Below are 23,629 nucleotides of genomic sequence, written 5' to 3' on the forward strand. Positions count from 1 at the left end.
AATTAACACCCTGACATAACGGAGAAAAGTGAGTGACTATTGCCCCCTGTTATCTGCTTCCGCAAATGCCCGAATCGCTCAGTGGTCTGACGGAGCTGGCGCTGGATCTGCGCTGGGCGTGGAGTCATGCCGCCGACTCCCTCTGGGCCGAAATAGCGCCAGAACTTTGGGAGCAAACGCGCAATCCCTGGTTAATTTTACAAAATATCAGTAGTCAAACCTTGCAAGAATTGGCGCAAAATCCAGCATTCATTGAAAAGCTCAAGGCTTTTAGTGCGCAGCATCAGGAGCAATTAACCCAAAGCAGCTGGTTTGAACAGAATTACGCCCAGACTTCCTTCCGGCAGGTTGCTTATTTCAGCATGGAATTCGGCCTCTCCGAGGCCCTCCCCATATATTCTGGAGGGCTGGGAATCCTGGCCGGCGATTGCCTGAAAACTGCCAGTGATCTGGGTATCCCGTTGCTGGGTATCGGTCTGCTCTGGCAACAGGGCTATTTTCGCCAAACGCTGGATGAAAACAGTCGGCAACAGGAATTTTATCCCTATAACGATCCCACCCAGATGCCGGTTACCCCGGTGCGTGACAGCGAAGGAGAATGGTTGCGCCTGCAACTCCCCTTCCCTGGCCGAAAAGTCATATTACGCGCATGGCAAGCCCAGGTAGGCCGGGTAACCTTGTATTTGCTGGATAGTAACGATCCCCTGAATACTCCGGCAGATCGAGGGATAACCGCTGAGTTATATGGAGGAGGCCCGGAAACCCGCTTGCAGCAGGAAATCTGTCTGGGCATCGGCGGCTGGTTGTTATTGCGCCGTCTGGGGATTCAACCCGAAATATGCCATCTCAATGAAGGGCATGCCGCATTTGCCATTCTGGCCCGCGCATACAGCCATATGCAGGATCATGGCACCCAGTTTGAATGTGCCCTCAATGGCACTCGGGCCGGTAATATTTTCACAACCCATACCCCCGTATCTGCTGGTTTTGACCGTTTCCCGGCAGAATTAATGACGCGTTACATTGCGGGAGCGCCAGAAGCTTTTGGTGTCGATGTAGAAACCATCCTGGCGCTGGGACGGGAAAATCCCGATGATCCGCAAGAACCATTTAATATGGCCTGGCTGGCGATTCGCGGCAGCATTATGGTCAACGCCGTCAGCCGCCTGCATGGAGAAGTCAGCAGACGTCTGTTCCAGCCGCTCTTTCCACGCTGGCCTGCGGACGAAGTTCCGGTAACCCATGTCACCAATGGTGTGCACATGCCCTCCTGGGACTCTGCTGAAGCAGATGCCTTGTGGACTTCCTGCTGCGGTAAACAGCGCTGGCTGGGTGACTTGCAAAACCTCGCAGCAGAATTCCGTAAAACACCCGACAGTTTGATCTGGGAATTACGCAGCAAAGGCCGTCAGCAGGTCATTCATTTCGCGCGACAACGGCTTCAGCAACAACTGGCGCAGGCGCACGCGCCGCTGGAGGAGCAAGAGCGTGCTGCGTTGGCATTGGACCCTAATGCCCTGACGATCGGTTTTGCACGTCGCTTTACGGCCTATAAACGTCCCAATCTGCTCTTGAGTAATCCCGACAGACTGAGGCAATTACTGACCAATCCACATCGCCCGGTACAACTGCTCATTGCCGGAAAAGCTCATCCTCGGGATGAAGCGGGCAAAAAAATGATTCAGCAGTGGACCTTGTTTATTCATCAACATCCCGAGCTGGCCAATCATATTGTCTTTATTGCCGATTACGACATGCTGGTGGCCGAGCATCTGGTTCAAGGCGTCGACTTATGGATTAATACGCCGCGTCGCCCCTGGGAAGCCAGCGGGACCAGTGGCATGAAAGTACTGGTTAATGGCGGACTTAATTTATCCGAACTGGATGGCTGGTGGGCTGAAGCCTATTGTCCGGAAACGGGCTGGGCTATCGGTGATCGCGCCGAACATGATGATGATCCACAATGGGATATTCAGGAAGCAGAAACTCTCTATCATTTATTGGAAAACGAGATTGTGCCTCTTTTTTATCAGGATCGCGATGCCAGCGGCTGTCCGCAGGCCTGGATTCAGAAAATTCGCGAAAGCATGAGTCGGCTTACGCCCTTATACAGCAGCAATCGAATGCTCCGCGATTATGTCTCGACCCTATACGAACCCGCTGGACGCCTCCTCGCCGATCGTAGCGAAAAAAGTCGAATTGAGGAAATCTGTAACTGGCAAAAAAATATTCGCCAACACTGGCCCCTTCTGCATTTTGGCGATCTCCATGTACGTACCGAAAATAATCGCCATTATTTTGAACTGCATGTTTATCTGGACGATCTGGATGCTGAATCTATCAGCGTGGAACTATTTGCCAACCAAAGTGACCAATATCCTTTAGAAGTGGTTCCCATGCAGCGTGGTGAAGCACTGAGTGGAGCAGTCAACAGTTACAATTACACGTTGGACATCCCTGCTGATCGTGACTTGGCAGACTACACTCCGCGCATCATTCCTTGCCATCAAAATTGCCTGGTGCCCATGGAGAGTGCGGAAATACTCTGGTACCGTTAAAAGGAACAAAAATTGAATCCCAACATTCCTGATCTACAAAATATTATGGAAACCGAAAAGAAAATGTTCGGTAAATATTTGGTTCCTGTAGCTATCTTATTAATCATTATCGGGATATTTGGAATTTTAAGCCCAATTATTCTTTCTGCAGTCACCGATGGCATTATTGCAGCTATGCTGATTATTGCCGGATTCACCTGGATTGCGCACAGCATCCAGATGCACCAGCATCAAATGGCTGACTGGCTGAAACCCTTACTGCTTTTTATCACTGGGGGCATCATGATTGCCTTACCGAAAGCAGGAATTGCGGCAATTGGTTTGATGTTCGTTCTGTATTTCATCATTGATGCCTACCGAAATTTCACGCAAATGAAAATCTATCCGGGACATGGTCGGGGCTGGTCCATTTTTAGTGGTATTATCGACATTTTCATTGCCCTTCTCTTCGTGGTCACCTGGCCTCGGGGTTCATTGATCCTGGTCGGCATATTTGTCGGCGTCAACTTGATATTTGATGGGATCATCCTGCTGATGTTGCGCAATGTAAAACCCGGATAAACAGTATATTGCACAAATTTTAGGCAATCAGTAATCTTTTTTTATTTTATTCATTTGCGGAACGTCCAATATCCGTGGACTGGATTACGGAAAGTTTGTGCCCACAGATAACTCCGTGCGCAGAGACTTTCCCAGCCATTCCTGACCTCTCTTTGTAGACGTCGCCAGAATGGCCGCGATGATCGGTGCTCCGCAGACCAACCGCGCTCTTGAATAATGGATGGCAGCTTCACATCAATAGAAACCAGAGCAGGTTCAAGAACCAACATGCGCAATCCATGCAACCAGTATTGATCCATCATCTTATCTACTGCGTCACGCATTTTTTCAGTATGTTTAAGTAGTACCTTGGCGGCGTCTGGTCGTATCAGATAGGCAGCGGTTCCCTGTGGCTGTCGAACATAACGCATCAGTCGAAATTCATTATTCACGCGAAGATATAGCTTACCTTGCCGATCCCAACGTTCACTCATCAGACGCAAAATATCCCACTCCCCAGCAGTATCTATGGCGAGCGCAATTTTTTCAACAAAGTTGGGCCCTAGCACTACATCATCCTCAAGAATACACCAAGCCACATCATCTGATTGTGCGCATTGTTGCCACAATGAACGGTGACTCATAAAACACCCAACTTCGCCCGGGGTCATTTCATATCCGAAATATTTTTTTCGGTACGTTTGATCATAAGAATTGGGGTAATCAGCAATGTGTCTAGGTGCACAAGCTTCAAACAAATTTAAATGTACCTGCAAACGCCTGGCTTCTGCTGAAATATGATGACGGCGTTCAGGGTGACTCGCCATGGAAATCACATGAATGGGAGGCATACATTTCTTCAAAGAAACGATCATTCCCCCAGTTTTGATGTTCATACTGTTATTCCTAACCATAAATCAACCTCTTCAGGAAGCTTCCTCGCCGTTTCCAGTGATAATCGCTTTCTGCATCGAGCTCTTCAAGAATACTTTGGTAACGTTGGTATTCTTCATAACATTCCGCCCATAGTACCCACTGGGCGACACTTTCATTTTGTTTTATGGCAGTTAGAATATGATATATTTTATCGAGTAATGGTAGCATATTTTTGGCATATTCTTCATCATTAAGCGCAACGGAATGATGTCTTAGGGATTGACTTAAAAACTGTTCAACATAAATTTTGAGTTTATTCTCGTCTATGGAACGTGCCAGATGTAAAGAGATTTTTTCCAGAACAAGTGCTGGCTGTTCCAACAAATCATCATATGAAATAAAAACGTGAGGATAATTTTTAATATGCGGTAAAAATGGTAAGGTATATGCCGCCCACATCAACTGGCCTCTCGTAAGGGAGATACCATTGCGCTTTTGCAGCGATAGCGCCACCGCATAAGGGTGTCGTAGGGCGACGACAAACTGAAGATTAACCCCTGACTGTTCTGCAGCATGCAGCCAGAAAGGCAAAACTCTTAAAGTTCTCGGATCTTTGAATCCCCACATGGTGTATTGATCCGCGCGATTGATCAATAACTTCTCAGCCTGATCATGGAGATCTTTCAGCGCCGTACCTAAAAAAAGAGCTTCCGGAACAATCCGGGTGTCATTCCAGGCAATATTTAAACGTTCAAGAACTTCCTTGTTGATGCGCAAAACCTCGGCATCTTCCCAGTAGCCTCTCGGATTATCTTCACCGGGCGCAATCAAAGCATCCCCCATATTGAGCCCCAAACACTCCAGACCTTTGGCAATAGCACTTGTACCACTTCTATGCATGCCGATGACCGTTACGATACTTCTCTGAATTGGTTGGCCGCTGGGAGCATGCTCCAAAAACTCATCAATCACTATATAACCTCTTATATGCTGTAACGTTTTATATAAAAAGCTCCACAAACATATGGTCCACCTGAAAACAGGCTAAAGTCCCAGTTTTCAGCGCTCAGTGTAAGGTCTCAAGGCCTCTCCAGATAAGACATGGCCGTAATAAAAATTGTTAAGAAATATGAAAATCCATTTTTATAGAACAAACGAAGTTCGGTTTATAAAATATAAAAAAATTCGTATATGCTTATAATGACCTGGAAACACGTTATGTGTTAGTTTGACAAGACGATATTACAAATAGAGAGGATTGAACCATGTTAATGAACATTATTGTTTTTCTCATCGTCGGCGGAATCGCTGGCTGGCTGGCTGGATTGCTCATCAAAGGCCGGGGGTTTGGCATTATCGGAGACATCATTGTCGGCATCATCGGTGCTTTCATCGGTGGATTCGTCCTGACGACGATTGGCTTGATTGGTCTTTTTGGGGCGGGCATTATCGGTGCCATTATTGTTGCCTTTATTGGTGCCATTATTCTTTTGTTTATCGTCAAGCTCATCAAAAAACTCTAAAAAATAAAACGTTATGAACATCATGCTGATTCTGGCTGGGCTGGTTATTTTGGGCGCGGCCAGCCAGTGGCTGGCATGGCGGGTCAAACTACCCGCCATTATATTTCTTCTGGGTATTGGCATTATTGCCGGCCCGGTCACCGGCTGGATTCAACCGGACCAGCTATTTGGCCCTCTCCTGTTTCCCGGTATTTCTTTAGCAGTAGCCGTAATACTGTTTGAGGGCGCGCTGAATTTACGCCTGCGAGAACTGGGCGGCCTCGCCTCGGTCATTCGCAGAATGGTCAGCCTGGGGGCCATCAGCAGTTGGCTGATACTGGCGGTAGCTACTCACTGGATTGCGGACTTTAACTGGACCATGGCAATCCTCTTTGGTGCAGTTGTGGTGGTTTCCGGACCCACCGTCATCGGCCCGGTGTTAAGGGCAGCCAGACCCAATGCGCGTATCAGTAATGTATTAATGTGGGAGAGCATACTCATTGATCCCATTGGGGCCTTGCTGGCCGTTCTGGTTTTCGAAGCTATTATTGCCCATCACGGCTCCACTGGACTCAATTCTGCCGTTGAAGTTTTTCTAAAAATGCTTGGTGCAGGTGTTGTTTTAGGAATTTTAGCTGGTCAAAGCCTGGGATGGTTACTCAAAAAAAGAGCTATCCCCGATTATCTGCATGGCGTAGTGGCATTGGGTAGTGTTTTTATTATTTTTGCTGCAGCCAACCAAATCGCCCACGAATCCGGACTACTTGCTGTCACCCTGATGGGTGTATGGCTTGCTAATATGCGCGATATCCCCTTGGAAAATATTCTTAATTTCAAAGAAAGTCTCTCTATTTTATTAATCTCCATTCTTTTCATTCTCCTCGCTGCGCGCCTGAATCTGCTGGCCTTGAAAGAAGTCATCATCTCCGGCGTACTGCTCACGCTGGTTATTCAACTGATCGCCCAGCCTGTCAAAGTGTTACTGGCTTACGATGGCAAGGAACTGAACTGGAAAGAAAGATTCATGACCGGATGGATCGCCCCGCGCGGAATTGTCGCAGCAGCAGGCGCCCCCGTATATGCCGGGCAACTGGAAGCACTGAATTATCCCAAGGCCCACTTGTTTGTGCCTCTGACTTTCGCATTGATCATTGTCACCGTACTCCTGGCCAGTTTTACGGCGCGTCCCATGGCAAGGCTTCTGGGTGTCTCTGAAAAAGACCCTCGTGGCATTCTTATTGTGGGGGCCAACGCATTTGCCATCGCCGTTGCTGGAAAACTCAAGGAATGGGGGTTCCGGCCACTTTTGGTGGATGATGAATATCGACAAATCCAGGCGGCACGCATGGCAGGACTGGATACTTTTTTGGGTAGCCCGGTTTCAGAAGCCGCCGATCGTCAACTCAACCTGATTGGATTTGGTTATCTGCTGGCTCTATCCACCGATGCCGCCCGTAATCTGATCGCCTCACTGCGTTATGATCCCGAATTCGGTCATCGTTCTGTGTTTACCCTGGCCGATGGCAGCAGTCGCAAAACCAGTGCCCGCAACCGCACGGCAAAACAACATAGACGTCTTCATCTTTTCAGTGAAGACGCTACCGCTGGTTCTTTGCTGGATAAAATGGAAAAGGGCTGGACCCTGAAAGCAACCGGCCTGACTGAGCAGTTTGAATGGGTACAATACCAGCAACAATTTACTGCAGGCTTTCTGGCATTATTTGTACTGCATAAAAATGGAAAACTGCAAGTTATAAACAGTGACCAAAGCCAGCCTGAACCGCGTGCTGGCGATCAGATTCTGGCTCTGGTTGCACCTGACGTAGCTCCCACTGAAGATGCCCACTAACTCCTCACTACCTGATTCTCCATGCCTGGGATTTTGCACTACCGCTCTGGGCGATGACGTGTGTAAATCCTGCGGTCGAACTTTTGAAGAGGTTTGCCAGTGGATAACTATGACACCTGAACAGAAAGCGGCTACCTGGAACCGCATTCGCAAAAATGGCTGGTGGGATCAGCAGAGAAAAGCCAAGGATCTATAATCAGAGTGTTGGATGCATTAATATAATACATTATTATCATTTACTTATAGTGACATTCCGCATTTCTCATGATAGTCTTTACTGATAGACCATGTATTGACAAAAGCTTCCTATCCAAGCGGAGTCGAAAGTCCATTGAAATATCCAGAGAAGCCAGATGAATTGGACGCCCAGACTATACAGGAAATTTTAAACAGTTTCCCCGCATTGGAGTTATTACAGCAACATCCGATACCCCATGCACTAACACACAACAGAAAGTTACTATTTGTCAATAAATCCGCTGTTAAACTTTTTGATGGAGATAATTCAGATTATTTTTTGGGCAAGGATATCACTTCTTTTATTCATCCTCTAGATCATGGACGCATACTTAACCGTCTTGAGATACTCAACGATGAAAAAACTAAAAACAACCCTACAGAAGCACGTGTTTACACGCTCAATGGCAAAATCAAACACATCATATCTGTCAGTTCATTAATAGAAATTGCCGGGCATACTCTGGTTCTGGCGGCCGCTACCGAGCTCAGTGAAGAAATGGGACATGAAATCAGCCAATCTGAGCAGAATTTTCAGCGTCTTTTTGAAAATATGCTCGACGTTTTCTATCGAACGGACAGTGAGCAAAACCTGACCTTGGTGGGTCCCGCAGCCTTAGGTGTTTTAGGTTATTTACCTGAAGAAGTTATTGGCCTCCCTGCTTCCAGCTTCTATTTTGATCCACAAGCACGGGCAAATATCGTCACCGCCGTTAAGAAACATGGGAAAGTTCAAAACTTCCCGGCACGCCTGAAACATAAAGATGGGCATATTGTGGATGTCGAAATTACCAGCAGCGCAATTTATAGTGAGGATAAGCAGTTTCTGGGTATGGAAGGCCTATTCAGAGATGTGAGCGAACAGGTCGTTATTAAGGAAAAGCTACATCGACTCGCCACCATTGATGAATTGACCGGCATATTGAACCGTAGGGCCTTTCTGGAAAAAGCCAATCACCTGATCAAGCATTTGCGTAGACAGCCAGAATATAGCCTGCTCGCCGTGATTGATCTGGATAAATTCAAACCCATCAATGACCGCTATGGACACTTAAGCGGAGATCGTGTTCTGAAAGTCTTTGTATCACTCTTTAAGGAGACCCTTCGGGAAACAGACGTTTTTGGTCGCCTGGGTGGAGATGAATTCGCGATCATTTTCAGAAAGTGTACGATGACAGAAGGCTTGGAAATCCTGGAACGAATCCAGGAAAAAATGCAGAAAATCAGCATTAGACTCTCCGATAATGAAGTTTCCATCTCAGCCAGCATCGGCTTGACCGAATTGCATGAAGAAGACCTGCCATTTTCTCTGGCACTGGCCCGAGCAGATCGGGCTCTTTATCAGGCCAAACAGAATGGCGGCGCCCATGTCGCAATGCTTTTATCATGATCAGGATAATGAAAACACAACGGACTGGCTGGGTCTGATAATCGGATCCGCCCAAGCATATTAGCATCAGCTAAAACTTGCGTCCGCCAAAAAAAACCTGTATAACCTATGGCCCTTGCAGCTATGTGGTTATTTTGATTTGAAAAAACTTTTTGTGGTCGCAGTGACGGCCGGATTAAGCTTCTTGTTTATTATTGCCCCGCAGCCTTTGCAGCGCAGTATCTCCGGACTCCCTGCAAATATAGCTCTAATGAAACCAAGAATAACTTTAAGCAGTTCTCGAAGCTCACACAGTTCCCAACCACAATCTTCTGCTGCTCTTGCCAACCCCCTGACGGGACGTGCATGGCAGAAGCTCGCTGGCGTCTACAGTAAAGATGTACTGTATGCTTCCAATCAAACCGGAGTTTCCCGCAAATTGTTGGCCGCCGTGATTCATGTCGAAAGTCGTGCAAGTAACGTCGTCAGCTATGCTGGGGCAGTTGGTCCTATGCAGCTCATGCCCGGCACTGCCTGGCGCATTCTCCATGTCAATCCGTGGAAGCCTCGCCAGAACATTGTGGGAGGGGCCCGCTATTTGCGTCGTCTGCTCGCGATTTTCCATGGACACCTGCGCCTGGCACTGGAAGCCTATAATGCCGGACCCACCACAGTGGCCCAAGGGAATATTCCAATGCCGGCAAAAGTTTATGCGCGTCAGGTGATGGCACTGGCGGCTTGAGATCGGTCTGTACGCCAGCCTATGTTAACATTAATACTTATTGTTAACTTAATTAGGAGAGGACCTTGCCAGAAAACAGTCAGTCAAACAGCAATTTCACTATCTGCATGGGTCACGATGAATTATTGATTCGTAACCGCTACGAAACCATCAGCATCGCCAATGATTTCATGATCGGCATATTATTTCTGGTAGGCAGTTTCTTTTTCTTCTATCCTTCCATGGAAACGGCTGGCGTCTGGCTTTTTGTGATTGGCAGCGCCGAACTGTTAATAAGACCAGTGATCCGGCTCGCCCGCCATATTCACCTACAGAAACTACCCAGTGGTAGTTGGGATATGTAACTGCCCGTTCAGCGAGCGGGCCGCAAATATCGCGCAATACTTTGCCGCGCAGTGGCTTGCGCGATCAGTTCGTCATAATTCTCAACCCGATCACGAGCCCATGCGCTGGCATGCTGCTCCGTTTGTTGAATGGTGTTTCGCGCGTATAAGCCTCTAAACTGCCAGATAGCCAACCAGAAACATAAGGTGGCAACTCCTGCGTCAAGCAGCCTGGGCATCATTGCCAGAGGAACCTGCATGAGCACAACATCCAGAATCACACAGAGAAGAAAAGCCGTAACTCCCAGACGCCATCTTCTGCTGCGCTTGGGAGCTGTAGCACGCCCCAGTTCTCTGGCCAGGAGCGCTTGCCTCCATTCCTGGGGCTGTTGAACCAGCGCCGGGGATAAAAATACCGCTCCGGTAATGGGGTCGTGCACAGCACTCACATTATCCGCCAGCGAGCTGTAAAAAACCGAGGTATGCTCGCCCCCCAAACTATCACGCAAGACGGACAACCGGGGATCACGGCGCAGCAAATCCTTTATAGACATTATCGACTCCTGATTCAGCAAAAAAACCTGCCGTTTATCGTCGGCATGCTGATACATCTGCAAGAAACATTCCAGACGGGACCGAGTGCATTTCCGACATCGTTTTCTATTAAGTTGCACCACCATAATGCAAATGCACTATATTGGTGCGCACGACTGCTCTTCATTAGCGCAATGAACGCCCCTTGCCAGCCCGCTTACCGCGACAAATCTCCAGGCGATTTTTACGAATAGGGCGCGGCAAAGTCTGTCCCTCGGGATGAGTATAAAGGCTTTGCAAATGGGCTTGGGGCGCCAGCGCCATCAGTTTCACCCCCTTCCCTTTCGGCAGGCTTTTGATTTCTGCCAGCGGAAATATCAATCCCGCATAATCTGAAGAAACGCACAATATTTCTGCAGACAGATCAGAAACAGGAAGCAGCGGCAAAGGATACTCATCTTTAACCAGAGACAGGAAAGCTTTCCCGGCACGATTGCGCCCGGCCATGTTTTCCAGTGCAGTGACAAAGCCATATGCACCACTGCTCGCTACCAGCCACAAACTGTCGGCCGGACCACAAGCCGCCGACTGAAGGGAAGCTCCGGGCTGAAAATCTACCTGACTGGAGGCGGGGACCCCGTCCCCACGGCCACCGGGAATCTGACTGACTGGAACAGAATAAGCGCGACCGCTTTGATCCAGCAATACCAGATGGTCTACAGAGCGTACTTCAAAAACCTGCAGGAGCTGGTCGCCTTCCTTGAAGTTCAGACTCTCCGTGGCAATACCATGTCCGGCCCGACTGCGTAACCAGCCTTTGCGAGACACGATGACCGTCACTGGCTCATCGGTCACAGCGGCCACAATAGTCTGAGCAGATTTACTGGTTATGGCGACATCGGCTTCCAGCAAAGTGCGCCGGTCATCACCAAACTTCTGGGCATAGGCGTTGATTTCCTCAACCAGCAAGGCTCTCAGGCGATCTTCGTGCGCCAGCAGGCCAGCCAGATAATCGGCCACATCCCGCTTGTCCTTGAGTTCTTTTTCCAGTTCAATGCCAGCCAGTCTGGCCAATTGCCGCAAACGGATTTCAAGAATGTCTTCGGCCTGAATTTCTGTCAGAGCAAAGTGCTGGATGAGGTCGATTTTGGGATCATCGGACTCCCGAATAACCCGGATAACGGCATCAATATCCAGAAGAACCCGGAGTCGTCCTTCGAGAATATGGATACGCGCCAAAGTCTTGTCCAGACGAAACTGGCTACGGCGGCGAACGGTGCGCAGACGATAAGTTACCCACTGCCGCAAAATGGCCGTTAGCGGCAGACAGGGTGCGCGGCCTTCCAGGTCCAGCACCGTCAAATTGACAGACTGATTGGATTCCAGCGAAGTGCGCGCCAATAAATAGGTCATCAGTTGCTGGGGGTCCTGATTCCGGGAACGGGGTTCCACCACAATACGCACTGCGTGATCCTTGCCGGACTCATCGCGCACCGTATCTATCTGGGAAAGCATGGCCGTTTTGGTGGACTGCTGCTCAGGCGTCAGGGCTTTTTTCTTGCCCTCACCCCTCGGCTGAGGATTGGAGAGATTTTCTATTTCCGAGAGCACCTGTGCCGTGGAAACGCCTGGAGGCAGTTCATGAATACTGATGCGCCACTCACCCCGCGCCAGCTTTTCCACTTCCCAGCGGGCCCGCACCCGAATACTGCCCCGCCCCGACAGATAAGCTTCACGAATTTGTTCGGGTGGCGAAATAATTTGCCCTCCCCCGGGAAAATCCGGGCCGGGTATCTGCGCAAGAATAGCGTCATTCGACGTCTCCGGATTTGCTGCCAACTGCGCGCAAACGGCCGCCAGCTCGCGCAGATTATGGGGCGGAATTTCTGTAGCCATGCCGACAGCAATGCCGGAGGCACCATTCATCAACAAAAATGGCAGGCGCGCAGGGAGAGTCACCGGTTCTTCCAGGGTACCATCATAATTACTGCGGAAATCGACGGTGCCCTCATCAATCTCACCCAGCAACAACTCGGAGATGGGGGTCAGATTGGCTTCGGTATAGCGCATGGCTGCAGCAGAATCACCATCCAGAGAACCAAAATTACCCTGTCCATCCACCACGGGATAACGCAAGGTAAAATGCTGCGCCATGCGCACCATGGCATCATATACAGAACTGTCCCCATGGGGATGCCACTTGCCGATCACCTCACCCACCACCCGGGCAGATTTGACGTGTTTGGGAGAACGCTGCAGGCCCATATCGCGCATGGCATATAAAATGCGTCTTTGCACCGGCTTTTGTCCGTCGGCAAGTGCCGGAATGGCGCGCCCGGTCACGACGCTCATGGCGTATGCCAGATAGGCTTTGGCGGCATATTCCGCAAGAGGTGGCGAAGGGTCTTCGGGGTTCCCCCCCTCTGCAGTCGGCAGCGGGGGCTCGTTTGGCGGGCTGGATGCCTGCTCAGGACTCAAGCCATCAAACAAGTCCAGTGTATTACTCATGCGGGATTCCTTCCTGAACATCTACCACAGCTATCTCCTCAAATATCCAGATCGGCCGTCCAGCCATCTCTTTCCATCCATTCCCGACGCCCGCCCGCCGACTGTTTGCTCATGAGTAGACTGAAGCGTTCATGGAGAGCAGCCTGATCAGATAACGACATGGTCAAGGGCACCAGGGAGCGGGTGTCTGGACACATGGCCGTTTCCCAGAGTTGATCTGGATTCATCTCTCCCAGGCCCTTGAAACGCTGAACCGAAATAGCCGAATCCTTGACGCCTTCAGCGCGAAGACGATCAATGGCTACATCCCGCTCGGATTCGGCTTCACAATAGATTTTGCGGGCCTTGCCGCGCCAGGTAGCATCTACCCGATACAAGGGTGGCTTCACCACAAATACATGATCACGTCTGAGCAATGCCGGAAAATGGCGCAGAAACAGCGTTAAAATCAGCACCTGAATATGACTCCCATCCACATCAGCATCAGAGAGAATCATGATTTTGCCATAGCGCAACCCCGCCAGCACCTGCTCAGGATCCGCCGCGACACCATGCGGCTCAATACCCAGTGCCACGGCCATATTGTGTACTTCCTGATTTTTGAAAATCAGGTCCGCATCCACCTCCCAGGTATTCAGCACCTTGCCCCGAAGCGGTAATAGCGCCTGATATTCTTTATCACGCGCCGCCTTGGCTGAGCCTCCCGCCGAATCCCCTTCTACCAGAAACAGTTCATTGCGTTGAATATCCTCACTTTCACAATCGGTCAGCTTGCCCGGCAAAGTCGCTAAGCCCGAGCCTTTCTTGCGTTCTATTTTTTGCGCCGCGCGACTACGCAGTTGTGCGCTCTGAATAGCCTGCTCGACAATGGCCCTGCCCGCCTCGGGATGGCTGTTCAGCCATAAATCCAGAGGATCGCGAATGGTCTGCACCATAAGCTTATAGGCTTCGCGACTGGTGAGTTTATCTTTGGTCTGACCCTGAAACTGGGGATCAAGAATCCGCCCGGAAAGCACCAAAGCCATTTTACCGGTGACATCATCCTGCACCAGCTTCAGCTTGGCCGGCACCAGACTGTGGTGCTCCATAAAGCTGCGCACTGCTTCAAAAACACCGGCGCGGAAACCCGATTCATGGGTTCCACCATCGAGCGTGGGAATCAGATTGACGTAGGTTTCCGGACGTGGATTACCCTGGGCACTCCAACACAACGCCCAACTCGCCCCCTCTCCTTGAGCGAAACCATTACTATCATCATTTTGATACATTTCACCTGCAAAAACCGGGGTAATAGGCTCTGCTTCCGCAAGCATTTCTCCCAGATACTCCGCCAGGCCGGAATCATACTGCCAGACCAGCGCCTCCTGCTCCGGTAAATTCAGAATCACCTGCAAACCGGGCAGCAAAATAGCCTTGGCACGCAGTAAGTGCGTCAACTCCCGGATGTTGACTCGAGCAGAATCGAAATAGCGGGGATCCGGCCAAACCTGAACCCGAGTCCCATGACGGCGGGCCTGACTGTTTTCCACGCGGGTCAGGGCTTCCTGAAGCTTACTGTCCACAAAGCTCAAACGATAATGACCATACCCACCCCCTTGCGGATCCCGGGTATGAATTTCCACCAACAAACGGTTGGACAGTGCATTGGTAACTGCCACACCCACCCCATGCAAACCGCCCGAAAAGCGGTAAGCCGAAGACTTGTCAGTCTTGTCGAATTTCCCCCCTGCATGCAGGGTAGTAAAGGCCAATTCTGCTGCAGGACGCGTCTCTCCTGGAGGAATTCCTACCGGAATCCCCCGACCATTGTCCTCGACGACGACCGACCCATCACTGAGTACGGTGACTTCAATACGGGTCGCATGTCCGGCCAGCGCTTCATCCGCAGAGTTATCAATGAGCTCCTGAACCATATGTGTCGGACAGGTGGTACGCGTGTACATACCCGGGCGCAAACGCACGGGCTCCAGTCCCTTAAGGACAGTGAATTGTTCAGCACTATAGTTCAAAACAGTAGGGTTCCTTAATCATTGTATCCCAAATTCAGTTCGGGCTGACTACTGGGCCCATCATAAACGGATTAATGACTTTGAGCAGCATGTCAGCAGGATTCATCAAATTGTCATATTTCTCCGTTATCATCATGTCGAGGTCGAGGGGATAAACTGCAGAGCATCTTCGCCCTGCAAGTCATTCAGCAAACGGTTAAGGCATGACAACAGGCAAACTCAGAATCGCACTGATCACCGAGACTTACCCTCCAGAAATCAATGGGGTGGCGCTTACCTTAGGAAAGACGGTTGAGGAACTCCGGTCACGCGGTCATGAAGTCCGGGTCATTCGGCCACGCCAATCTGATGAAAGTGCCCAGGAAGGGCTGGTGAAAGCATTTCCCTTGTTTTTCTATCCCCAGGTCAAATTAGGGTGGGCCAGTCCGGGCTATATTAACGATTGTCTGCAATCTTGGAGCAGTGAGGTGGTACACATTGCCACTGAAGGCCCACTGGGATACGCGGCCCTTATCGCCGCCCGCAAGCTCGGCTTACCCGTTGTGACCAGTTTTCACACCAATTTCGACCAATACTTCTCCTTATATGGAATTCCTGCTCTACATCACCTAGCGCGTCTTTATTTACGTCATTTTCATAATGCTACCCGGCAAACGCTGGTACCCAGTCAGGGCACTTTGCGGCGACTCCATCAGCAGGGATTTCTGCATTTGCAGCAATGGGGGCGCGGAGTAGATACGCAGCGCTTCAATCCGCAATGGCGTGATGCCCAAATCCGCCAGGACCTGGGACTGAGTGACGAAGATTTACTATTGCTTTATGTAGGACGCCTGGCGCGGGAAAAAAACCTGCCGCCCCTGATTGCAGCCTATCGCAAACTGAGCAGGAACCATCCCCGGGCTATCCTCGTTCTGGTCGGGGATGGCCCGTTACGCAGTGAAATTAACCAGTACACCAACGAACGGATTTATTGTGCAGGCATGCAAAGCGGCATGAATCTCGCCCGCTGGTACGCCAGCGCCGATTTATTCTGCTTTCCATCCTGTAGTGAAACCTTCGGTAATGTGGTACTTGAAGCACAAGCCAGCGCCTTACCCATCATTGCCTATGACTGTCCGGGCGTCTGCGAACAAGTCATTCATGGCGAACATGGTCTGCTGCTTCCGCGTGATAGCGATCTGGAAACAGCTATGCAAACACTCTATAGCAATCCCGCTGAACGCCAGCGCTTGGGCAAGGCCGGACGCCTGCGTGCGGAATCACAAAGCTGGACACGCAGCTTTGATATTCTCGAAGCCACCTATCAACAACAATTTTCAGCCCGCTGAATTTTTGGATATTCCATGCGCATTCTCATGATTTCTGATACTTATTTTCCACGCATCAGCGGTGTGGCCACTTCCATTCGCAGCTTTCGCCAAGGATTGGAGTTGCTGGGACACGAGGTCGATTTACTGATTCCGGATTATGGCTCCTGCACATCTGAGGAATACGGAATTTACCGTATTCCGGCACGAAATATTCCTTTTTTCCCCGAAGAACGACTGATGCAACCGCGCGCATTATTGAAAATAAAAACCGGTCTCAAAGCTCGCCACTACGATATCCTGCATATCCAGACACCCTTCGTTGCCCACTATCTGGGGAATCATCTGGCGCGGAGTTTGAAATTGCCAGTCATCAGTTCCTACCATACCTATTTTGAAGCGTATCTCGGCCACTACTACAGAAAAATCCCCGGTCCGCTGCGTAAAGCTATGGCGCGCATTCCATCGCGCCAGCAATGTGCAGCTATAAACGGATTAATTGTTCCGTCCCAAGCCATGGCTGAAGTTCTCTGGGATTATGGTATCCGTACACCGACAAGAGTGATTCCCACCGGCATTCGCATCAATCATCAGACCCATAATACAAGTCATCGCCAGGATTTTAGAACGCGCTATAATCTGGACCAAAATTGTCCTGTCCTGCTGTACGCAGGACGCATGGCTCCCGAAAAAAATATCGGACTGCTTCTGTCCATGTTAAAGCAGCTCAGACAACAATTTCCCGATATTCTGCTGCTACTTGTTGGTGATGGGCCAGCCAGATCAAACCTGGAAAACGAGGTGCAATCAAGCCAATTGGCGCAAAACGTCCGCTTTTTGGGTTACCTTGATCATGTTGCTGAATTACCTCAGGCGTATGCGGCTGCAGACCTGCTGGTTTTCGCATCGGAAACGGAAACACAGGGTATGGTATTACTGGAAGCCCTCGCCGCAGGACTGCCCATTGTTGCCGTTCCAGCCATGGGTGCGGCAGATGTTCTCCGCAGCAGTTTAGGCACCCGATCAGCACCTGCCGAAGCCAATACGTTCGCACGAACTTGCGCGGAACTTCTCGCCGATGAAAATTTACGTCAGCAATTATCCGATGAGGCCCGAAAGCTCGCCCAGGATTGGGCAGAAAGCGCCATGGTGGCAAAACTGGCAGAATTTTACCGAGAGACCATTAACGAAAACAGAACTAAGCAAAAATTATGATATCTGCACATTCAACATGCACATACATTGCCTCAGTATTTCAATTGAGCGCTACCTGATTGCACCTTGCGGCAACACCAATACATATACTCCATTTTATTCTTCATCAACCCAGTCAATAACATACGCACAGCCACCTGACTGCGCACACCGGAAGAAAGCCTTTGACTGCGAGTCACCTGAACAAGCGTCTCACAAGCCCCACAATCGCCCGATGCAAATTCGACTAACATGGTATCTCGCTTCATAACTTTGATAGTTGGCATAATAAAACGTATCCCGGTAGGGCTAAAATCTGCGATTTCCCCCTCAAGCTGCAGACCATCTTTACAAGATATTTTAAGCGGCTCTATTATATTAATTCGGGAATATTTTCGCACTGATCGCTTATAAACAGCTAATGGCGCGGCAACTATCGCGAGGTTATCAGAATTGTATAAAAATTTCGCGAAAAAAGCATAAATATTGTTACCAGATCCAATAATTACCATAATTCTCTCATTATAATTAACATGATTTAGCCTCTGGGAAACACTAAATTTTAGAGAAATAGTACTTGAACTCACGCTATAAAGACTACACAGCTGGCCGGAATCCGCTTCGGCGGATGAAAATACGATTACTTCACCCGTCTGCATGGCACTGAGAAGAGTAACTGGATCTTCTTGTACTATTTCCTGAAAAATTTTCTCAATTACTTGCAGATACTCTCTAAATGTTTGTCCGGCACGGGGAGGTAAAATGAGACTCAGATCATTTGTAGCGCTCTCAGAGCTAGCCATATGCTTCATCCAGCACAAGTGACTTTGGCAACTGACCTACTCTTTTTCCCTGCCTGAAGCATTCTTTTATCGAGATAAGCTTTGAACTCTTTACCAAATTCAGGATGCATGAGTGCAAACTCGACAATGGCCTGGAGGTAACCAAACTTATCGCCACAATCAAAGCGCTGTCCTTCAAATTCATAACCAAGCACCTGACGCTCAAGAGCCAAACGGGCAATGGCATCCGTCAATTGAATTTCACCTCCAGCGCCCGAAGGCAATTCTTCCAGAAGGTCAAAAATTCTTGCAGGAAGCACATAGCGGCCCACCACCCCTAAATTGGAAGGAGCTGACTCAGGCGCTGGTTTTTCGACGATTCCGCCGATACGCACAATTTGTTCTTCCTGACCCAATGAAGCGATTATTCCATAACGACTGCATTCCTCCCTCAGAACCTGTTGAATTGCCAATATAGCCGTCTGATAACGGCTATACTGTTCTTTCATCTGTAAAAGCACCGGCTTTTCTGAAAGAATCAGATCATCCGCCAAGAGCACCCGCAAAGGGATTATCGCCAACCACATCACGAGCCATGAGCACCGCATGACCAAGGCCTAGAGCCCGAGGCTGGCGAATAAATGTCGTGGTCACACCACGCGGTACAATATTCTGAATTTCCTTCAGTAGAGCTGTTTTACCGCGCTTTTCAAGTTCTGTTTCCAGCTCATAGGCGACATCAAAATGGTCGGCAATAGCACGTTTACCCCGCCCCGTTATGAATACCAGACGATCACAACCTGCTGCCAAAGCCTCTTCTACGGCATATTGAATCAGCGGTTTATCCACCACGGGCATCATTTCCTTAGGAGTTGCTTTTGTAGCAGGAAGAAAACGGGTACCCATGCCTGCGACAGGAAAGACTGCGGTCCGAACAGATTTTTTTGCCACATCCGGAGCATGTTTCTGCATGACACACCTCATTTTTGCAGGGTCAAAATTTTAGTTACCAAGCATTAGCAATTCTTATACCATGCAAAGCAAATGGTGTACTTCACCGTCCCTCCTTCTAAAAAATCTCCATAGACAGATGCCAGACGTAAAACATGTGATACATAATTTATTCTCAAAAAAATATTTTTGATTAAAACCAAAACAGTAAATAAACCCAAAACTTTAACAAAATTGGAACACGCTATCCCTGTGAAACAGGTTTTGTCTGCTTTTCGTGCGCAAAACAGCAGGCTATACTGGGTGTGGAGGGCATGTGCTGTTGCCCCACAGGCAGCCAGTGGATCCAATCACTACCGGAGAATATATATGAATACTGAACATCAAGACTTGAAAGCAGAGTTTCCTGAACTGGCTGGACAAATGGACCAACTCCTGGCAGAGCAAGGGCATTTTGCCCGGCGCTATGAAGAGTTCAATGAACTGACCGCCCACATTGAGCACATTGAGCGCAATGATGCGGCTAGCGGTTCACAAAGTCTGGAAGAAATGAAGAAAAAACGCCTGCTCCTGAAAGATGAAATATATCATATGCTCACTTCGGATTAAGCTTACACATACCCGAAGAAAGAATACCCGCCATCTTCACATGATTTTGGTTGATAAATCCTGGAAGCAGCCAACGGCCGTTTCCAGATTAATGCTGCGTTTTTTCTTCCCACCATTGGGTCAGCAGATCCACATCCACCACAACGCGCGCACCCGCTTCACGTCCTAGCAAAATCTGTGCAGGGGCCTGGGGCTCGCCGAGTTGATCAAGTACCCGTAGAGCCGATGAAAAATCCTGGTGTTGAGTATATTCCGTTTGCGTAATCACCGTATCCAATCCGGCAGAAACGGCAGAACGCAAGCCATTTTCCGAGTCCTCCAAAGCTAGGCAGTCCGCAGCCGGAAAACCCAATTGCCGCAGTACATACAAATAGATATCCGGAGCCGGCTTTTTGTGCGGCACAATATCGCCGGCGCCAATGGTCCGGAATCGGCCCGGTCCATCTTTACCCAGGGTGCTTTTCAGCAAGGACTCCACATTGGCCGGGGTAGTCGTGGTCGCTATGGCTATGGGTAGCCCGACCTCTCTGGCAACATTCAGCAGGCGTTCCACGCCGGGGCGCAAGGGTAAAAGACCGGCTTCCATCATCTCCACATAAAAACCCGTTTTCTGCTTGTGGATTCGGGCAATATCCACATCACCAAGCTGCGGATATTCAGGGTGATCATTCAAAAAGCTGCGCAAGCGCTCCTTGCCACCGGTCACCTTCAAATAATATCCGTAGGTAGGTACATCCCAGTCAAAGGGAAGATCTGCAGCAGCAAATGCCTGGTTGAAAGCCACACGGTGAGCATCCCGCTCGGTATCAGCAAGAGTTCCGTCCACATCAAAAATCAGGGCGCGCAAGGGCATAAGCTTTATTCCTGGTACAGAGTTGAAGGAGCCGGCATTGTAAACGCAAGCTGCAAGATTGCCAAAATGGCTGATCTCTGTTAAACGTATGCGGATTTATTACAAGGACAGGAAGATCACATGGCAGACCAAGCCTCTCAAAATGCTGGCATCAGCCCCAAAAATGTTCAGCAATATACCGCATTTGTTCCATACGAACCGAAGCCTGACGAAGAATACATGAACGACGCGCAAATCGCTCACTTCCAGAAAATTCTGGAAGACTGGCGCGGCGAACTCATGGCTGAGGTCGATCGTACTGTGCAACACATGCAAATGGAAAACGTCAACTACTCGGATCCCAATGATCGCGCCAGTCTTGAAACCGACATGGGTCTGGAATTACGGGCAAGGGACCGCGAACGCAAACTGATTCGCAAAATTACCCAGGCTCTGGGTCGCATCAAGGAAAATGAATACGGCTATTGCGAATCCTGTGGTGTGGAAATTGGTCTGCGGCGTCTTGAAGCCAGACCAACGGCCACGCTTTGCATTGATTGCAAGACGCTTGAAGAAAAACGCGAAAAACAAATGGCGCAGGACTGAAAAGTTTTATTTTCGGAGTAAGCAGAGCGCAGCGCCCCCCATCGGGGCGCAAACCCACGGGGCCAGATAATAACCGGGAATGCACAACAAGTGCCCGGCTTCATCCCACAGCAGGGGAATATTTGCTCGCCATTCGGGTGGTATGCCAGCCTCCAGCATGATGTTTTTTACCGTTCGATGCTGTCCGTTAGCCATCCGTGACCGCTCACCGTTTTGACGGCGCCGCCAATATAAATTAGCCTCGGCACACTCCGCGAGCAAAGCATGACTGACTCCTTCCCCAGACCCTTGCGCCAGTAACCGGCATTCCCAGCCGCGAAAAGGAAGGGGCCGGGAAATATCCCAGCTACCCTCTTGCCAATTATCATCAAACTCCGGGGCACGACTTAAATAGAGGGTTTTCCCCTGAATCCTGCAGGCACCCCCCTCCCATTGAATGCTTTTAGCTGTAGCGGTCATCAGTGCGTCCTGAAGGACTTCCAGACGCGCCCGGGAGGGTAATGGACATTGAAGACGTTGCAGCCAGCCCCGCAAAAACATCCTTTGCCGGGTTGGAGACAGGCGCTGCAAAAAGCCCAGAGACAAAGCGTCTTCCTGCAAGCCAGGATGGTCTGACTGGTGCCGATCCCAATACAAGGCAAACCAGTCATCGACGAGTTCGTGAACATCGCCCAGATTTTCTGCCGTTCTGGCCACAGTGGCCACAGCGTGCGGCCAGCCGAGATTTTCGAGCAGCGGTAACAGCTGTTCGCGAACGCGCGTCCGGTCATAACGGGGATCCTGATTCGCAGGATCGGAAATATAGGGGATTTTCTTTTCCTGAAGGTAGTCCAGCAGTGCCTGTTTGGGAAACTGCAAAAATGGGCGAAGCAACACCCCTGCCCCCAAGGGTTTTTGCTGAGGCATGCCGGAGAGTCCGGCAATACCCGTACCACGCAATAACTGCAGGAAAAAAGTCTCGGCCTGATCTTGCTGATGTTGAGCGGTCAGCAGATAGTCCCCGGCCTGTAACTGCGCCGCCAACAACGCATAACGACCGCGACGGGCCCGATCTTCCGGACCTTCTCCTGAAGTTTCCGGAGGTAAATGCAGCACCATACAGGAGACACCCAGGGCGTTGGCCTGCGCGACGCAGAAACGCGCCCAGTCCGGGCTCTCAGCGTGCCAGCCATGATCTACATGCAAGGCTTGCACAGGACAGCCCAAGGCCACCAGAGCGACCAACAAAGCGGTAGAATCTGATCCGCCACTATAGGCCACAAAAAACGGGCGCTCCCGGGGCAGGAGCTCCCACTTCTGGAGAATGTTCTGGAGCCTTAGCTCCAGATCAGGCCGCGCCGACCACTCCATAATGCATCAGGCGTTCATAACGGGTGGTCAGTAATTTACTGGTATCCATCGCTTTCAGTTCATCCAGATGCTGGGTAAAACGTTCCCGGACCAAAGTGAAAACGGCTTCCGGATCACGATGAGCACCGCCCAGAGGTTCAACCAGGACTTCGTCTACCAGTCCGAGAGACTGTAAACGGCGAGCCGTAATGCCAAGGGTTTCTGCCGCTTCCGCAGCCATTCCTGCATCTTTCCAGAGAATGGACGCACAGCCTTCCGGTGAAATAACGGAATAAACACTGTATTCCAGCATCAGCATCCGATCACCCACGCCAATGGCGAGTGCGCCGCCAGACCCGCCTTCGCCAATGACGGTACAGATGATGGGAACGGCGAGATCGGACATAACCGCCAGATTCCGGGCAATGGCTTCACTTTGGCCGCGTTCCTCCGCACCGATTCCAGGATAGGCACCGGGCGTATCAATAAAAGTGAATACCGGTAATTGAAAGCGTTCGGCCAAACGCAAGAGGCGCAGCGCCTTGCGATACCCCTCAGGGCGCGGCATACCAAAATTACGCTGGATTTTTTCCTTAGTGTCACGCCCTTTTTGATGTCCCATCCAGACAATCGGCTGATCATTGAAGCGGGCCAAACCGCCGATGATGGCCTGATCATCTGCAAAAGCGCGGTCTCCGGCCAGAATTTGCACTTCACTGAACAGAGCCTGCACATAATCGAGGGTATAGGGGCGCTGGGGATGGCGCGCCACCTGCACGGTCTGCCAGGCACCCAGCTTACTGTATATGCGCTGCAGCTCTTTGCGGGCCTTCACTTCAAGGCGCTTGATTTCATCGGCGATACCGGGCTGATTCAGAGCATGCAACTCTTCTACCTTGGCTTCCAGCTCTGCTACACCCTGTTCAAAATCCAGATAACTGATTTTCATAGGTACTCCTGAACAATCTGAAA

At 50.0% G+C, this 23,629-nt stretch carries 23 protein-coding genes; 12 read left to right on the forward strand and 11 right to left on the reverse strand.

Annotation, left to right across the window (positions count from 1 at the left end; translation table 11 throughout):
• The first annotated feature begins 32 nt into the window (after nucleotides 1-32).
• A complete protein-coding gene (glgP, locus tag GCD22_RS09820) occupies nucleotides 33-2,558 on the forward strand; it encodes an alpha-glucan family phosphorylase (protein WP_031570051.1) in 2,526 nt (841 codons plus the stop codon).
• Nucleotides 2,559-2,570: 12 nt separating this feature from the next.
• On the forward strand, nucleotides 2,571-3,119 hold the full coding sequence (locus GCD22_RS09825; RefSeq protein ID WP_031570048.1) for an HdeD family acid-resistance protein: 549 nt from the start codon (nucleotides 2,571-2,573) through the stop codon (nucleotides 3,117-3,119).
• Between the two features lie 50 nt (nucleotides 3,120-3,169).
• On the opposite strand, the gene GCD22_RS09830 is transcribed toward GCD22_RS09825, so the two are convergent.
• Nucleotides 3,170-3,994 carry a glycosyltransferase family 25 protein gene (locus tag GCD22_RS09830; RefSeq protein WP_024893466.1) on the reverse strand — a complete coding sequence of 275 codons (825 nt, stop codon included), beginning with the start codon at nucleotides 3,992-3,994 and terminating at the stop codon, nucleotides 3,170-3,172.
• Between the two features lie 10 nt (nucleotides 3,995-4,004).
• Nucleotides 4,005-4,946 carry a sulfotransferase family protein gene (locus GCD22_RS09835; protein ID WP_024893467.1) on the reverse strand — a complete coding sequence of 314 codons (942 nt, stop codon included), beginning with the start codon at nucleotides 4,944-4,946 and terminating at the stop codon, nucleotides 4,005-4,007.
• A gap of 293 nt (nucleotides 4,947-5,239) precedes the next feature.
• Between GCD22_RS09835 and GCD22_RS09840 the strand changes: the two genes are divergently transcribed.
• The 6 genes from GCD22_RS09840 to GCD22_RS09865 all read left to right on the forward strand — a co-directional run bounded on the left by GCD22_RS09840 (nucleotide 5,240) and on the right by GCD22_RS09865 (nucleotide 10,017).
• Nucleotides 5,240-5,497: a GlsB/YeaQ/YmgE family stress response membrane protein gene (locus tag GCD22_RS09840; RefSeq protein ID WP_215858229.1), complete on the forward strand. Its 258-nt coding sequence runs from the start codon at nucleotides 5,240-5,242 to the stop codon at nucleotides 5,495-5,497.
• 13 nt (nucleotides 5,498-5,510) lie between these two features.
• Entirely contained in the window at nucleotides 5,511-7,325 is a 1,815-nt protein-coding gene (locus GCD22_RS09845; protein WP_031570045.1) for a cation:proton antiporter, read from the forward strand.
• The gene (locus tag GCD22_RS09850; RefSeq protein ID WP_024893470.1) at nucleotides 7,315-7,521 is read left to right on the forward strand and encodes a DUF1289 domain-containing protein; all 207 of its coding nucleotides are present in this window, start codon (nucleotides 7,315-7,317) and stop codon (nucleotides 7,519-7,521) included. The genes GCD22_RS09845 and GCD22_RS09850 overlap by 11 nt, the downstream gene beginning before the upstream one ends.
• 135 nt (nucleotides 7,522-7,656) lie before the next feature.
• The gene (locus GCD22_RS09855; protein WP_226856158.1) at nucleotides 7,657-8,952 is read left to right on the forward strand and encodes a sensor domain-containing diguanylate cyclase; all 1,296 of its coding nucleotides are present in this window, start codon (nucleotides 7,657-7,659) and stop codon (nucleotides 8,950-8,952) included.
• Between the two features lie 250 nt (nucleotides 8,953-9,202).
• Nucleotides 9,203-9,673, forward strand: a complete 471-nt coding sequence (locus tag GCD22_RS09860) for a lytic transglycosylase domain-containing protein (protein ID WP_237747432.1) — start codon at nucleotides 9,203-9,205, stop codon at nucleotides 9,671-9,673.
• 65 nt (nucleotides 9,674-9,738) lie between these two features.
• Nucleotides 9,739-10,017, forward strand: coding sequence for a YrhK family protein (locus GCD22_RS09865; protein WP_031572100.1), 279 nt, complete (start codon nucleotides 9,739-9,741; stop codon nucleotides 10,015-10,017).
• An 8-nt stretch (nucleotides 10,018-10,025) separates the two neighbouring features.
• Here GCD22_RS09865 and GCD22_RS09870 read toward each other — a convergent pair whose 3' ends face one another.
• The 3 genes from GCD22_RS09870 to GCD22_RS09880 all read right to left on the reverse strand — a co-directional run bounded on the left by GCD22_RS09870 (nucleotide 10,026) and on the right by GCD22_RS09880 (nucleotide 15,047).
• Nucleotides 10,026-10,550, reverse strand: coding sequence for a hypothetical protein (locus GCD22_RS09870; protein WP_226859367.1), 525 nt, complete (start codon nucleotides 10,548-10,550; stop codon nucleotides 10,026-10,028).
• Between the two features lie 166 nt (nucleotides 10,551-10,716).
• Nucleotides 10,717-13,038 (reverse strand): DNA topoisomerase IV subunit A, encoded by a 2,322-nt coding sequence (gene parC, locus GCD22_RS09875; RefSeq protein WP_031572102.1) that lies wholly within the window; start codon nucleotides 13,036-13,038, stop codon nucleotides 10,717-10,719.
• A 38-nt stretch (nucleotides 13,039-13,076) separates the two neighbouring features.
• Nucleotides 13,077-15,047, reverse strand: coding sequence for a DNA topoisomerase IV subunit B (locus GCD22_RS09880; RefSeq protein WP_031572103.1), 1,971 nt, complete (start codon nucleotides 15,045-15,047; stop codon nucleotides 13,077-13,079).
• A gap of 203 nt (nucleotides 15,048-15,250) precedes the next feature.
• Between GCD22_RS09880 and GCD22_RS09885 the strand changes: the two genes are divergently transcribed.
• Nucleotides 15,251-16,375: a glycosyltransferase family 4 protein gene (locus GCD22_RS09885; RefSeq protein WP_031572104.1), complete on the forward strand. Its 1,125-nt coding sequence runs from the start codon at nucleotides 15,251-15,253 to the stop codon at nucleotides 16,373-16,375.
• Between the two features lie 15 nt (nucleotides 16,376-16,390).
• Complete coding sequence (locus tag GCD22_RS09890; RefSeq protein WP_081577385.1) at nucleotides 16,391-17,569, forward strand: glycosyltransferase; 1,179 nt, start codon at nucleotides 16,391-16,393, stop codon at nucleotides 17,567-17,569.
• 32 nt (nucleotides 17,570-17,601) lie between these two features.
• On the opposite strand, the gene GCD22_RS09895 is transcribed toward GCD22_RS09890, so the two are convergent.
• The 3 genes from GCD22_RS09895 to GCD22_RS18975 are packed head-to-tail and all read right to left on the reverse strand — an operon-like array spanning nucleotide 17,602 to nucleotide 19,302.
• Nucleotides 17,602-18,351: a PilZ domain-containing protein gene (locus GCD22_RS09895; protein ID WP_035210404.1), complete on the reverse strand. Its 750-nt coding sequence runs from the start codon at nucleotides 18,349-18,351 to the stop codon at nucleotides 17,602-17,604.
• Between the two features lie 5 nt (nucleotides 18,352-18,356).
• A complete protein-coding gene (locus GCD22_RS18970) occupies nucleotides 18,357-18,884 on the reverse strand; it encodes a UTP--glucose-1-phosphate uridylyltransferase (RefSeq protein WP_425321079.1) in 528 nt (175 codons plus the stop codon).
• Nucleotides 18,874-19,302: a UTP--glucose-1-phosphate uridylyltransferase gene (locus GCD22_RS18975; RefSeq protein ID WP_425321080.1), complete on the reverse strand. Its 429-nt coding sequence runs from the start codon at nucleotides 19,300-19,302 to the stop codon at nucleotides 18,874-18,876. Before GCD22_RS18975 ends, GCD22_RS18970 begins: the two co-directional genes overlap by 11 nt.
• 348 nt (nucleotides 19,303-19,650) lie before the next feature.
• Here GCD22_RS18975 and GCD22_RS09905 point away from each other — a divergent pair, with 348 nt between their 5' ends.
• Nucleotides 19,651-19,890 carry an HP1242/YdcH family protein gene (locus GCD22_RS09905; protein ID WP_031572108.1) on the forward strand — a complete coding sequence of 80 codons (240 nt, stop codon included), beginning with the start codon at nucleotides 19,651-19,653 and terminating at the stop codon, nucleotides 19,888-19,890.
• 88 nt (nucleotides 19,891-19,978) lie between these two features.
• Here GCD22_RS09905 and GCD22_RS09910 read toward each other — a convergent pair whose 3' ends face one another.
• The gene (locus GCD22_RS09910; RefSeq protein WP_024893480.1) at nucleotides 19,979-20,743 is read right to left on the reverse strand and encodes an HAD-IA family hydrolase; all 765 of its coding nucleotides are present in this window, start codon (nucleotides 20,741-20,743) and stop codon (nucleotides 19,979-19,981) included.
• Nucleotides 20,744-20,863: 120 nt separating this feature from the next.
• Between GCD22_RS09910 and dksA the strand changes: the two genes are divergently transcribed.
• The gene (gene dksA, locus GCD22_RS09915; protein WP_024893481.1) at nucleotides 20,864-21,328 is read left to right on the forward strand and encodes an RNA polymerase-binding protein DksA; all 465 of its coding nucleotides are present in this window, start codon (nucleotides 20,864-20,866) and stop codon (nucleotides 21,326-21,328) included.
• 6 nt (nucleotides 21,329-21,334) lie between these two features.
• On the opposite strand, the gene tilS is transcribed toward dksA, so the two are convergent.
• Nucleotides 21,335-22,678 (reverse strand): tRNA lysidine(34) synthetase TilS, encoded by a 1,344-nt coding sequence (gene tilS, locus GCD22_RS09920; protein WP_024893482.1) that lies wholly within the window; start codon nucleotides 22,676-22,678, stop codon nucleotides 21,335-21,337.
• Nucleotides 22,656-23,606, reverse strand: a complete 951-nt coding sequence (locus tag GCD22_RS09925; RefSeq protein ID WP_010638820.1) for an acetyl-CoA carboxylase carboxyltransferase subunit alpha — start codon at nucleotides 23,604-23,606, stop codon at nucleotides 22,656-22,658. The genes tilS and GCD22_RS09925 overlap by 23 nt, the downstream gene beginning before the upstream one ends.
• Nucleotides 23,607-23,629 lie beyond the last annotated feature (23 nt).

It is taken from the genome of Acidithiobacillus thiooxidans ATCC 19377 (assembly GCF_009662475.1).
Classification (GTDB): Bacteria; Pseudomonadota; Gammaproteobacteria; order Acidithiobacillales; family Acidithiobacillaceae; genus Acidithiobacillus; species Acidithiobacillus thiooxidans.

Bases quoted from the DNA above. Each gene is read 5' to 3' on its own strand.
- GCD22_RS09890 (WP_081577385.1), top strand. From the start codon at position 16,391: ATGCGCATTCTCATGATTTCTGATACTTATTTTCCACGCATCAGCGGT.
- GCD22_RS09830 (WP_024893466.1), bottom strand. From the start codon at position 3,994: ATGAACATCAAAACTGGGGGAATGATCGTTTCTTTGAAGAAATGTATG.
- GCD22_RS09850 (WP_024893470.1), top strand. From the start codon at position 7,315: ATGCCCACTAACTCCTCACTACCTGATTCTCCATGCCTGGGATTTTGC.
- GCD22_RS09925 (WP_010638820.1), bottom strand. From the start codon at position 23,606: ATGAAAATCAGTTATCTGGATTTTGAACAGGGTGTAGCAGAGCTGGAA.
- dksA (WP_024893481.1), top strand. From the start codon at position 20,864: ATGGCAGACCAAGCCTCTCAAAATGCTGGCATCAGCCCCAAAAATGTT.
- GCD22_RS09905 (WP_031572108.1), top strand. From the start codon at position 19,651: ATGAATACTGAACATCAAGACTTGAAAGCAGAGTTTCCTGAACTGGCT.
- tilS (WP_024893482.1), bottom strand. From the start codon at position 22,678: ATGGAGTGGTCGGCGCGGCCTGATCTGGAGCTAAGGCTCCAGAACATT.
- GCD22_RS09895 (WP_035210404.1), bottom strand. From the start codon at position 18,351: ATGGCTAGCTCTGAGAGCGCTACAAATGATCTGAGTCTCATTTTACCT.
- parC (WP_031572102.1), bottom strand. From the start codon at position 13,038: ATGAGTAATACACTGGACTTGTTTGATGGCTTGAGTCCTGAGCAGGCA.
- GCD22_RS18975 (WP_425321080.1), bottom strand. From the start codon at position 19,302: ATGCAGAAACATGCTCCGGATGTGGCAAAAAAATCTGTTCGGACCGCA.
- GCD22_RS09870 (WP_226859367.1), bottom strand. From the start codon at position 10,550: ATGTCTATAAAGGATTTGCTGCGCCGTGATCCCCGGTTGTCCGTCTTG.
- GCD22_RS09910 (WP_024893480.1), bottom strand. From the start codon at position 20,743: ATGCCCTTGCGCGCCCTGATTTTTGATGTGGACGGAACTCTTGCTGAT.
- GCD22_RS09840 (WP_215858229.1), top strand. From the start codon at position 5,240: ATGTTAATGAACATTATTGTTTTTCTCATCGTCGGCGGAATCGCTGGC.
- GCD22_RS09860 (WP_237747432.1), top strand. From the start codon at position 9,203: ATGAAACCAAGAATAACTTTAAGCAGTTCTCGAAGCTCACACAGTTCC.
- GCD22_RS09885 (WP_031572104.1), top strand. From the start codon at position 15,251: ATGACAACAGGCAAACTCAGAATCGCACTGATCACCGAGACTTACCCT.
- GCD22_RS09845 (WP_031570045.1), top strand. From the start codon at position 5,511: ATGAACATCATGCTGATTCTGGCTGGGCTGGTTATTTTGGGCGCGGCC.